9 protein-coding genes are annotated in these 10,911 nt (G+C 73.8%); 3 read left to right on the top strand and 6 right to left on the bottom strand.

Annotated elements, in window-relative coordinates; translation table 11 throughout:
* The coding region (locus AB0L34_RS09255) for a TetR/AcrR family transcriptional regulator (protein ID WP_363703312.1) at nucleotides 1-583 on the bottom strand (583 nt) is incomplete at its 3' end.
* Nucleotides 584-691: 108 nt separating this feature from the next.
* Between AB0L34_RS09255 and AB0L34_RS09250 the strand changes: the two genes are divergently transcribed.
* Both AB0L34_RS09250 and AB0L34_RS09245 read left to right on the top strand, forming a co-directional pair.
* Nucleotides 692-1,633, top strand: coding sequence for an ABC transporter ATP-binding protein (locus tag AB0L34_RS09250; protein ID WP_363703310.1), 942 nt, complete (start codon nucleotides 692-694; stop codon nucleotides 1,631-1,633).
* Nucleotides 1,630-3,255, top strand: a complete 1,626-nt coding sequence (locus tag AB0L34_RS09245; protein ID WP_363703308.1) for an anibiotic ABC transporter — start codon at nucleotides 1,630-1,632, stop codon at nucleotides 3,253-3,255. Before AB0L34_RS09250 ends, AB0L34_RS09245 begins: the two co-directional genes overlap by 4 nt.
* 108 nt (nucleotides 3,256-3,363) lie before the next feature.
* Here the strand turns inward: AB0L34_RS09245 and AB0L34_RS09240 are convergent, their stop codons facing one another.
* From AB0L34_RS09240 to AB0L34_RS09220, 5 genes are read right to left on the bottom strand one after another with little or no spacing between them, the layout of a single operon-like run.
* Entirely contained in the window at nucleotides 3,364-4,359 is a 996-nt protein-coding gene (locus AB0L34_RS09240; protein ID WP_363703306.1) for a transketolase C-terminal domain-containing protein, read from the bottom strand.
* Nucleotides 4,356-5,249 (bottom strand): transketolase, encoded by an 894-nt coding sequence (locus AB0L34_RS09235; RefSeq protein WP_363703304.1) that lies wholly within the window; start codon nucleotides 5,247-5,249, stop codon nucleotides 4,356-4,358. The genes AB0L34_RS09240 and AB0L34_RS09235 overlap by 4 nt, the downstream gene beginning before the upstream one ends.
* 19 nt (nucleotides 5,250-5,268) lie before the next feature.
* Entirely contained in the window at nucleotides 5,269-6,591 is a 1,323-nt protein-coding gene (locus tag AB0L34_RS09230) for an MFS transporter (protein WP_363703302.1), read from the bottom strand.
* A 17-nt stretch (nucleotides 6,592-6,608) separates the two neighbouring features.
* Nucleotides 6,609-7,583 carry an NAD(P)-dependent oxidoreductase gene (locus tag AB0L34_RS09225; RefSeq protein WP_363703300.1) on the bottom strand — a complete coding sequence of 325 codons (975 nt, stop codon included), beginning with the start codon at nucleotides 7,581-7,583 and terminating at the stop codon, nucleotides 6,609-6,611.
* A gap of 51 nt (nucleotides 7,584-7,634) precedes the next feature.
* Complete coding sequence (locus AB0L34_RS09220; RefSeq protein ID WP_363703298.1) at nucleotides 7,635-8,366, bottom strand: FCD domain-containing protein; 732 nt, start codon at nucleotides 8,364-8,366, stop codon at nucleotides 7,635-7,637.
* Between the two features lie 207 nt (nucleotides 8,367-8,573).
* On the opposite strand from AB0L34_RS09220, the gene AB0L34_RS09215 reads away from it, so the two are divergent.
* A complete protein-coding gene (locus tag AB0L34_RS09215; RefSeq protein WP_363703296.1) occupies nucleotides 8,574-10,910 on the top strand; it encodes a hypothetical protein in 2,337 nt (778 codons plus the stop codon).
* Nucleotide 10,911 lies beyond the last annotated feature (1 nt).

The raw sequence follows: 10,911 nt of genomic DNA, 5'->3' as shown, positions 1-10,911 counted from the left end.
CGCCGCCGTCCCCGGCCGCGCCCGGGTGGTCCCCGGGCGGCGCGCCGTCCAGCAGGCGGTGCACGCCGTCGAGCATGTCCGCCCGCAGCACCTCGTCCGGCACGTCGGTGAAGAAGACGACCGGGTCGCTGCACATGGCGACCGCCTGCACCGCCCGGACCCGCTCCCGCCGCCCGGCGTCGGGCCCGGCGATGAGGTCGTTGGCCCGCATCGCGATCCGCATCAGGCGGTGGTACGTGTCGCCGCGCGTGATGAGGGCGATGTCGTGGAAGAGCATGCCGAGCGGGCGGCGGTGGAGCAGCATGGTGTCCACCCAGCCCTCCAGGACCGTCCGGCGGGCCCGCTCGGCCGGCCCCGCCTCGGCCGCGTCCAGCAGCCCCTCCAGGTCGGCGACCAGCGGCTCGATCAGGGCCGTGAGCAGGTGCTCCTTGGTGGGGAAGTGGTAGAGGATCGCGGCCTTGGTCAGCCGCAGCCGCTCGCCGATCTGGCGCAGCGAGGTGCGCTGGTAGCCGTGCTCGGCGAACAGGTCGAGCGCGGCGCGCAGGATCCGGGTGCGCGTGTCGTCGGGTGCCTCGACGGTCATGCCGGCAAGCGTAGCCGCGTCTGACCGGTGGGTGACACCATCGTTGATTCGGCTGACCGTCGGTCAGTACAGTGGGGACGGTCGGCACCGCCAGTGGCAGGAGGGGTCATGCCCGTCATCTCCATCGACAACCTCGTCAAGACGTTCGGCAGCGTCCGGGCGCTCGACGGACTGGACCTGCGGGTCGAGGCGGGGGAGGTGCACGGTTTCCTCGGCCCCAACGGCTCCGGCAAGTCCACCACCATCCGGATCCTGCTCGGCCTGCTGCGCCGCGACGCGGGCGACGTGCGGGTGTTCGACGCCGACCCGTGGCGGGAGGCGGTCGCCCTGCACCGCCGGCTGGCGTACGTGCCGGGCGACGTGAACCTGTGGCCGAACCTCTCCGGCGGCGAGGCGATCGACCTGTTCGGCAAGCTGCGCGGCGGGCTCGACCGGCGCCGCCGCGACGCCCTGCTGGAGCGCTTCGACCTCGACCCGACGCGCAAGTGCCGCACCTACTCCAAGGGCAACCGGCAGAAGGTGGCCATCGTCGCGGCCTTCGCGTCCGACGTCGAGCTCTACGTGCTCGACGAGCCGACCTCCGGGCTGGACCCGCTGATGGAGGCCGTGTTCCAGGACGAGGTCCGCCAGCTCAAGCGCGACGGCGCCACCGTGCTGCTCTCCAGCCACGTGTTGGCCGAGGTCGAGGCGCTCTGCGACCGGGTCAGCATCATCCGCGAGGGCCGGGCCGTCGAGTCCGGCACCCTCGCCGAGCTGCGCCACCTCACGCGTACGGCGGTCACGGTCGAGACCGCGCGGCCGGCGACCGGCCTGGCGGCCCTGCCGGGCGTCCACGAGGTGCGCGAGGTCGACGGCCGCATCCACCTGGAGATCGAGCCCGCCCACCTCGACGAGCTGCTCGGGCACCTCGTCCGCTTCGGCGTCCGCGCCCTGACCAGCGCCCCGCCCACCCTGGAGGAGCTGTTCCTGCGCCACTACGGCGACGAGCGCGCGGCCGTGGCCGCCAACGGTCACCGGGCGGGCGCCGCGCGGCAGGCGGGCGCCCGATGAGCGCGTTCACCGGCACCGGGCGGCTCGCCCGGCTCGTGCTGCGCCGCGACCGGCTCCGGCTCGCAGTCTGGGTGCTCGGCACGCCCCTGCTCGGCTACGCCCTCGCCGGGAGCGTCAAGGAGTTCTACCCGGACGAGGCGTCCCGGGTCGGGTACGCCACCACGTCGGCGTCCAGCCTGGTCGCCCGCGCGTTCAACGGCCCCATCGCCGGCACCGAACTCGGCGCGGTGGTGGTCGCCGAGACGTACGTGACGCTGGCCCTGCTCGCCGCGCTGCTGAGCACCTTCGCGGTGGTCCGGCACACCCGGCAGAACGAGGAGACCGGCCGGGCGGAGCTGCTGGGCGCCTCCGTCGTCGGCCGGTACGCGCTGCTCACCGCCGCCCTGCTGGTCGTCGTCGCGGCGAACGTGCTGGCCGCGGCCCTGCTCGCCGTCGTCCTGGCCGGCGCCGGCCTGCCGCTCGCGGGGTCCGTCGCGGCGGCGGCCGCCGTCGGCGGCGTCGGGGTGGCCTTCACCGGCGTCGCCGCGGTCACCGCCCAGGTGTCGGTCACCTCCCGGGGCGCCAACGCGCTCGCCGCCGCGACCGTCGGGGTCGCCTTCCTGCTCCGCGCTGCCGGCGACGTGCTCGGCGAGCAGACCGACGGCGGCGTGCGCGTGGTCAGCGCCTGGCCGTCCTGGCTCTCCCCGCTCGGCTGGGGCAACCAGGTCCGCGCGTTCGGCGGCGAGCGGTGGTGGGTGCTCGCGCTGCCCGTCGCGCTGCTGGTCGTCGGCGTGGCGCTCGCCTACGCCCTCGCCGAGCGGCGGGACGTCGGCGCGGGGCTCGTCGCGCCCCGACGGGGGCCGGCGGCGGCCTCGCCCCGGCTGCTCAGCCCCGCCGGGCTGGCCTGGCGGTTGCAGCGCGGCGCGCTGCTCGGCTGGGCGATCGGGGTGGCGGTGCTCGGGCTCTCGATGGGCATCGCCGGGGACGAGTTCAACGCCATGATCGAGGAGAACCCGGCCGCCGCCGAGGCGATCAGCGCGATGGGCGGTGGCGCGAAACTGATCGACGCGTACCTGGCGGCGATGCTGGGGCTGTTCGCGCTGACCATCGGGGCGTACGTCGTGCAGGCGCTGCTGCGCACGCGCGGCGACGAGGCCGGCGGCCCGCTGGAGGCGATCCTGGCCACGGCCGTCAGCCGCACCCGCTGGCTGACCACCCAGGTGGTCGCCGCCACGCTCGGCGCGCTCGCCCTGGTGCTGCTGGGCGGCCTCACCACCGGGCTCGGCTACGGCCTGGTCACCGGCGACCCGCTCGGGAAGACCGCCGAGCTGGGCGGGGCGGCGCTGGTGCGGCTGCCGGCCCTGCTGGTGGTGGTCGGGGTGGTGACGGCGCTGTTCGGGCTGCTGCCCCGCTGGTCGGTGGCGCTGTCCTGGGCGGCGCTGATCGGGTTCCTGCTGCTCGGGCAGCTCGGCGCGGTGCTCGACCTGCCGCAGGCGGCGCTGAACCTGTCCCCGTACACGCACGTGCCGTCGGTGCCGGCGGTCGACCTGGCGGCGCTGCCGCTGGTCGTGCTGACGGGGGTGGCGGTGGTGCTGCTGGCGGCCGGCGTGGCCGGCTTCCGCCGCCGCGACGTCCCGAGCTGACCCTGTGCGGAAACGCCCTCGAAGAAAGCGGGGCGTCCGGAGGTGTTCCCCGGTTCGGGCGGGCGGGGGCACCTCCGGACGCCCCGCGGTCGGCGGGCCGGCGGACGGTCAGCCCAGCTCGGCGAGGACCTTCCCGACCACGGCGTCGGTGGCCAGGCCGTACCTGTCGTGCAGCGTCGGCAGGGCACCGGCGGCCAGGAACTCGTCCGGCAGCGCGACCGGCACGACCCGCCTGCCGAGCCCGGCCCGGACCACGGCCGAGGCGACCGTCTCGAAGAGCCCGCCGACCACCGTGTGGTTCTCCAGCGTGAGCACCAGCCGGTCGCTGTCGACCTCGGCCAGGACGGTCTCGCTGTCGAACGGCTTGATCGTCGGCGTGTGGACGACCGCCACGTCGACCCGGTGCCGGGCCAGCCGCTCCGCGGCCTGCAACGCCCGCATCGTCATCAGGCCGCTGGAGACGAGCACCACGTCGGCGCCGCCGCGCAGCACGGCCGCCTTGCCGAGCCGGAACGTGTAGTCGTACTCGTCGAGGACCGTCGGCACCTTGCCGCGCAGCAGGCGCAGGTAGGTCGGCCCGTCGCTCGCGGCGAGCTGGGGCACCGCCTGCGCGATGTCGACCGAGTCGCACGGGTCGACGATGGTCAGGTTCGGCATGCCCCGGAAGATCGCGATGTCCTCGGTCGCCTGGTGGCTGGGGCCGTACCCGGTGGTGAGGCCGGGCAGGCCCCCGACGATGTTGACGTTCAGGTTCGGCTCGGCGATGTCCAGGCAGAGGAAGTCGTACGCCCGCCGCGCGGCGAACACCGCGTACGTCGAGGCGAACGGCACCAGGCCGACCTCGGCCATGCCCGCCGCCGCCCCCAGCAGCAGCTGCTCGGCCATGCCCATCTGGAAGAACCGCTCCGGGTGGGCCTTGGCGAAGATGTGCATGTCGGTGTACTTGCCCAGGTCGGCGGTGAGCCCGACGACCCGCTGGTCCTGCTCGGCGAGGGCGGCCAGGGCGTGGCCGAAGGGCGCGTCCGCGGTCTTCTGCCCGGGGTCGGCGAAGGACGCGATCATCGCCGACGTGGTGAGTCGCTTCGGTGCCGTCGCGCTGGTCATCGTGCCTCTCCTGCCTGGTGTCCTGCCGTCAACTGCTGGCGGCACAGCTCCCACTCGTCCGCGTCGATCCGCATGAAGTGGGCCTTCTCGCGGGTCTCCAGCAGCGGCACGCCGCGCCCGATCCGGGTGTCGCAGAGGATCACCGAGGGGCGTCCGTGCGACTCGGCCTGCGCGGCGACCGCGTCGAAGGCCGCCAGCAGCGCCTCGACGTCGTTGCCGTCGACCCGCTGCGTGAACCAGCCCGACGCCGCCCACTTCTGCTCGGCCGGCTCGATCTGGAGCACGGACTCCGTCCTGCCGTCGGCTTGGAGGGCGTTCATGTCGACCAGCGCGGTCAGACGGCCCAGCCGGTGGTGTGCCGCGCCCATGGCGGCCTCCCACGTCGAGCCCTCGTTCAGCTCGCCGTCGGAGAGGAAGTTGACGACCCGGGCCGCCCGGCCCTGGTGGCGCAGGCCGAGCGCCATGCCCACGGCGACGGTCAGCCCGTGCCCCAGCGAGCCGCCCGAGATCTCCATCCCCGGGGTGTACGAGGCCATGCCGGACATCGGCAGGCGCGAGCCGTCCGAGCCGTACGTCTGCAACTCCTCGACGGGCACCACGCCCGCCTCGGCGAGGGCGGCGTAGAGCGCGATGGCGTAGTGGCCGGTGGAGAGCAGGAACCGGTCCCGGTCCGGCCAGTGCACGTCGTCGGGCCGGTGCCGCAGCTGGTCGACGTAGACGGTGGCCAGCAGGTCGGCGGCGCCGAGCGCCTGCCCGACGTAGCCCTGCCCCTGTGCCTCGCCCATGTCGAGGATGTGGTGCCGCATCCGGTACGCCGCCTCGCGCACCCGCGCGGCCCGGGCCGGCAGGGCGAGCCGGGTCTCGGATCGCGGTTCGCTGATGGTGGTCACGTCGTTCACGTCCTTCGGATCAGACGAGGGCTGGCTGGGACTTGGCCGGTGTGGCCTGAGGGTCGCCGACCTTGGCCGGTGCGGTTTCGGGCGTGAAGGCGGCGGCGGCCGTGGAGACGACGCCGAGCAGCATGAACAGCACCGCCGGCCCGATCCAGCCGATCCAGCCGTAGAGGGCGGTCGCCCCGAAGGGCAGCAGCCCGGCGACCAGGGAGGCCCCGTTGTAGCCCAGCGAGATGCCCGAGGACCGGACGTCGCGGGGGAACTGCTCGGAGAACCAGGACGACTCGACGGCGAAGATCGGGTCGTGGCTCAGCAGCAGCCCCAGGGCCACCGCGACGATCACCATGATGACCGCCCCGGTGTTGATCAGCAGGAACATCGGGATGCCGAAGGCGATGGTGAAGACGGATCCGATCAGGAAGACCGGCTTGCGCCCGACGCGGTCGGAGAGCGCGCCGAAGAGCAGGTGGCTGCCGAGGCCGAGGGCGGAGCCGACCATGGTGCCGATCAGCACGTTCTGCTTGTCGGTCAGCTCGGCCAGCACGACGTACGAGAGCATGAAGCTGGTGGTGACGTAGTAGCCGCCGGTCTCCGCCAGGCGCAGCGTGACGATCTTGAGGATGACCCGCCAGTCCCGCCGGATCACCTCCAGCGCCGGGGCCTTGCGGATCTCGTTGTTCGCCTTCATCTCGGTGAAGTCGGGGGACTCGGCGACCCGCATCCGGATGAACAGGCCGACGGCGACCATCACGATGGAGAACAGGAACGGCGCGCGCCACACCCAGCTGCCCTCGAACAGCGCCTCGCTGAGCAGGAAGGCGCCGTTGGCCAGCAGCAGCCCGGCGGGAATGCCGATCTGCGGCACCGCGCCGAAGAAGCCGCGGCGCCGGGCGGGGGCGTGCTCGACGGCCATCAGGACCGCGCCGCCCCACTCGGCGCCGAAGCCGATGCCCTGGACGATCCGCAGCAGGATCAGCAGGATCGGCGCGATCACGCCCGCCTGGGCGTACGTCGGCAGCACGCCGACCAGGACGGTCGCCACGCCCATGACGACCAGCGACCACATCAGAATGGTCTTGCGGCCCAGCCGGTCACCGTAGTGCCCGGCGAGGTAGCCGCCGAGCGGGCGGAAGAGGAAGCCGATGGCCAGCGTCGCGAACGACGCGAGCACGCCGACGAGCTTCTCCTCGGTGTGGAAGAAGACCGTGCCGAAGTACGCCGCCGAGGCGGTGCCGTAGATGAAGAAGTCGTAGCTCTCGACGGCCGTGCCGATCATCGAGGCGAAGGAAACCTTGCCGGGGTTGTCCGGGCGTGTGGCCACGCCGGTGGCAGCACTCATTGTCCTGCTCCTTGCTGTTACCGATGGGGGTCGGTGGGGGACGGGTATGTCTCGATGACGCGCGAGTCGTCGCGCGTCGCCAGGCCGGCGTCGGCGGCCTGCTGGTAGCGCGCCCGGGCGATGTCCAGCAGCGGGGTGTCCGCATCGGCGGCACGGGCGGCGGCGGCCACGAGGCCGCTGTCCTTGACGAAGATGTTGATCGTGCTGGTGACCTCGACGTCGGTGCCCTGCAGCATCCGGGGCCCGCGGTCGGAGAGCATCCAGGAGCCGGCCGCGCCCTGCTCGACCAGGGAGAGCACCTGCTCCCGGTCGAGCCCGAGCCGCCCGGCCAGGGCGAGCGCCTCGGCCGCCGCCACGATGTGCACCGCGCAGAGGTGCTGGTTGACCACCTTGATCGCCTGGCCGTCGCCGACCGCCGCGCCGACCGGCCGGACGGTGCCGAACCGGTCGAGCACGACCCGGGCGGCGTCGACGTCGGCCGCGGCACCGGAGGCGAACAGGGTCAGCTCGCCGGTGCGGGCCCGCGCCACCCCGCCGGTCACGGGCACGTCGACGACCCGCGCACCGGCCGCCGAGAGCCGGTCGGCCTCCTGGCGTACGGCGTCCGGGCCCACGGTGCTCATCACGATCCACCGCTGCCCGGTCAGGTCCGTGGCGACCGCCTCGGTGACCAGGTCCGCGAGCTGGGCGGGGGTGGCGACCATGACCACCACGAAGTCCGCTCGGGGCGCGGCGACGAACCGGTCGACGGCGGTCAGTCCGGCGGTCGCGGCCCGTTCCCGGGCGGCCGGCACCGGGTCCACGCCGGTCACGGGGTGGCCGGCGGCGACCAGGCGGCTCGCCATCGGCAGCCCGATGGCGCCGATGCCGACGAAGACGACGCTGGGGTTGCTCATCGCTGTCCCTCCGGTCCGGCGCCGGGTGGCGCCCTGTGCGGTCAGGCTGTTTTCGGGTAGCAGCCACCCGGTGCGCGGCCGGGATCGCCGCGTCACGGGTGGGTGTGCGGTTCTGTGGGCGGTAGGCGTCGGGCCTACCGGCCGGGCCTACCGGCCGGGCTTTCCGTCCGGCGCACCGGCGTCCGGGGAGGCGGTGAGGGAGGACCAGACCGTGAAGTGCCGGCGCATCGCGATCCGGGCGCCCTCGCCGTCGCGCTCGCCGATCGCCTCCACGATCCCGTAGTGCACGGTGTCGATCACCCGGGTCTTGCCCGTCTGGAGGGGTTCCCGCTCGACGGCGCGCCGGCGGCGCTCGACCACCTCGCTGCGCAGCGCGTGGCTCAGGCCGTCGTGCAGCAGTGTGAAGATCGGGTTGTCGACGATCCGGTAGAGCCGGCGGTGGAACTCCACGTCCGCCTCCAGGGCGCGGTCGTCCTCACCGGCGGCGCTGGCCTGGACCATCTCGTCGACCAGGCCCCGCAGGGCGTCGACGTCGTCGGCCGTGGCCATCCGGGCGGCGGCCTCCGCGACCGACACCTCCAGCATCTCCCGCGCGGAGGTGAACTGGTCGTTGCTCAGGTGACCGAGCTGCCGGCAGAGGTCGAAGTAGAGCTGGATGAAGCTGGCGTCGGGCACGTCGAGGTAGGAGCCCCGGCCCTGCGTACGGTCGAGGAAGCCGAGGATCTCCAGCATCGACAGTTGCTCCCGCAGCGCGCCCCGGCTGACGTCCAGCGACGCGACCAGTTCGCGCTCGGTGGGCAGCCGGAGGCGGCCGGTCTGCGGCTCGGGGTTCGCCCGCTCGGCGAGGCTCTGCACCAGCAGCGCCAGGTCGGTGCCCATCCGCCCACCTCCGTGTGAGATTGGTCGTACCAATGCCCCGAGGTTATGTCGGCGTTACGTGCGCGTCAACAAATTGGTCCAACCTTTCTGTCTTGGGTGTGGGGCGGGGGTGCCCCGGCGCCACCGCCGGCCGAGGGTGGGTCGAACGCATGGAGTAGTCTGTCCGTGACTTGGGGTAGTTGCCGTTGGGGTCGGTTCGAGATGCCGGTGCAGAAGCACGATGCCCGTCCGGTGGCGCGGCCCTCGGGTCTGGTGCCACCGGCCGTCGCGCTCGACGGCGTGACGGAACTGCGGCTGCACGGGGTCGGGGGCACGACACCGGAGAACCTCCTCGCCGACGTGGCACCGCAACTCGTCTCCGGCGACGGGGTGGCCGGCTTCTTCCGCACCGCCGACGTCAAGGGGCGCCACGTCGAGGCGTACTCCTGGGGTGGGCTGACGTCGCGCAGCGCCACCCGCGCGCTGTGGTTGCTGCTGCTGCCGTTCACGCTGGTCAACGTCGCGGGCTGGATGTGCACGCCGACGGCGTGGCGTGGCGCGCTCCGGTTCCGGGTGCACCGCGCCGTGGTCCGCTGGGCGGCGCTGGGCCTGACGGTCAACCTGCTGCTGCTCGTCGCGATGACCACGATGGACGTCGTCGCCTACCAGTGCGGTGCCCGCGTCGCCTGCGCCGACCGGTGGTGGCTGCGGTGGCTGCACACGGACGTGTTCGTCGACCATCCGGCGCGGCGGGTCCTCGTCGGCGCCCTCGTGCCGTTGCTGGTCGCGATCGGGCTGCTGGCCCTCAGCGGCCGGTCGCTGTCCCGCTACGAGCGGGTGCCGCCGCCGCAACGGGGTGAGTCGCCGCGGGCGATGAGCGACGTGACGCCCGCCCGGCCCGGGGTGGGCCTGACCGACCCCGACTTCTGGAACGGCGGCGGCAGCGTCGCCCGGCTCGCGCTGCTGCACCTGGGCGCGGCCTGCGGCTTCGTCGGCTGGATCACCGCGTACACCGCCCGGTCGATCCCCCTGGCGGCGGGTGTGGCGCCGGCGTACGACGGACTGGCGACCCTGGTGACCTGGCTCGCGGCGGCGGCCGGCCTGGGCGCGGTGCTCCTGCTGACGCCGGCCCGGATCGGGCGGGCGGCGGCGCTCTCCGTCACCGGTCTCGGCCTGCTGGCGGTGACCGGGGCGGTGGTCGTCGCGCTGGCACAGCCGGCGGTCGCCCCGCCCGGGGCCGACCGGTGGGCGCCGCTGCCGGGCATGCAGACGGCGGTGGACTGGACGTACGCCCTCTGCCTCGGCGCGACGGCGGCCGTGCTCGCGTCTGCCGCCGTCAACGGCCACCGGCGCGGGGCGTTCCGCTACGCCGGCCCGTTCGCGCTGACCGTGCTGGCGGCGGTGGTGCTCAACGCGGTCGGGGTCGGCACGATGATCCGCGTCGCCGACCTGCTCGGCACGGTCTCCAACCCCGGCACCGGCGACGGCCGCCCCGACCGGCTCTACGTCTACGACATGGTCTACGCCCTCACGCCCTACCTGACGCTGCTGCCGATCGCGATCGTGGTGGGCTTCGCGCTGGTGCAGGCGGTGGTGCTGTGGCGGGCGGCCGGCCCCGACCGCCGCCGGCGCATCCACGACGAGTACGCCGCACTGTCGACACCGGATCCGCCGAGCGCCTGGGACGCGTCCGCCCTGAATGAGCCGGCGCGCCGCAACCGAGCATGGCCCGGCGGCTGGACGGCCCGGATCGCCCGGGGCCGGCAGTTGGCCGTGCTGGCCCGGGACGTCGACCTGCTGTTCAGCCTCCTGACCGTCGCCGCCCTCGCCGTCTTCGGGTACGTGCTGGTCACCGCCGTGGTCCACCACTCGCTGCCGTGGGCGCCGCGCGGCGCGCTCACCGTGTCGACCTGGCTCGCCGCCGGGGCGCCGGTGGCGGTGCTGACCCTGATGCTGCGGGGCTGGCGCGGGCTGGCGGACCGCCGCCACCTCGGCGTGCTGTGGGACATCGGCACCTTCTGGCCCCGCGCCTACCATCCGCTCGCCCCGCCGTCGTACACCGAACGCGCCGTGCCGGACCTGCAACGCCGGCTGTGGCGCGTCCACGACCACGGCGGCGCGGTGGTGCTGGCCGCGCACAGCCAGGGCACCGTCATGGCGGTCGCCGCGCTCCTGCAGGAGAAGAGCCGGCCGCAGCACGAGGGCCGGCCCGCCGGTCACGTCGCGCTGGTCACCTTCGGCAGCCCGCTGACCAAGCTGTACGCGTGGGGCTTCCCCGCCTACTTCGCCGACGGCGCGCTGGGCGCGGACCGGCCCACGGTATGGCGGTGGCGGAACTTCTACTACGAGACCGACTTCATCGGCGGCCCGATCTTCCCGGACGACCCGGCGAACGAGGTCGACCAGATGCTCACCGACCCACCGACCGCCTGGTACGTGCACGGCCAGCAGCCACCCGTCCTCGGCCGTCACTCCGGCTACTGGACCGACCCCCGCGTCTGGGACCTGGTCGACCGCTACGCCGAGGAGTTGCCGCTGCCCGGGAGCCCGCCGCCCGCCCGCTGAC

The organism is Micromonospora sp. NPDC052213, assembly GCF_040679695.1.
In the GTDB taxonomy this organism is placed as follows: domain Bacteria; phylum Actinomycetota; class Actinomycetes; order Mycobacteriales; family Micromonosporaceae; genus Micromonospora.
Note: the sequence above shows the minus strand (reverse complement) of the source record. Positions and strands in the feature narration are given on the sequence as shown.

What these genes read in the sequence shown, in the direction of transcription:
- AB0L34_RS09240 (WP_363703306.1), bottom strand. Translation starts at nt 4,359, where the DNA reads ATGACCAGCGCGACGGCACCGAAGCGACTCACCACGTCGGCGATGATC.
- AB0L34_RS09250 (WP_363703310.1), top strand. Translation starts at nt 692, where the DNA reads ATGCCCGTCATCTCCATCGACAACCTCGTCAAGACGTTCGGCAGCGTC.
- AB0L34_RS09220 (WP_363703298.1), bottom strand. Translation starts at nt 8,366, where the DNA reads ATGGGCACCGACCTGGCGCTGCTGGTGCAGAGCCTCGCCGAGCGGGCG.
- AB0L34_RS09230 (WP_363703302.1), bottom strand. Translation starts at nt 6,591, where the DNA reads ATGAGTGCTGCCACCGGCGTGGCCACACGCCCGGACAACCCCGGCAAG.
- AB0L34_RS09245 (WP_363703308.1), top strand. Translation starts at nt 1,630, where the DNA reads ATGAGCGCGTTCACCGGCACCGGGCGGCTCGCCCGGCTCGTGCTGCGC.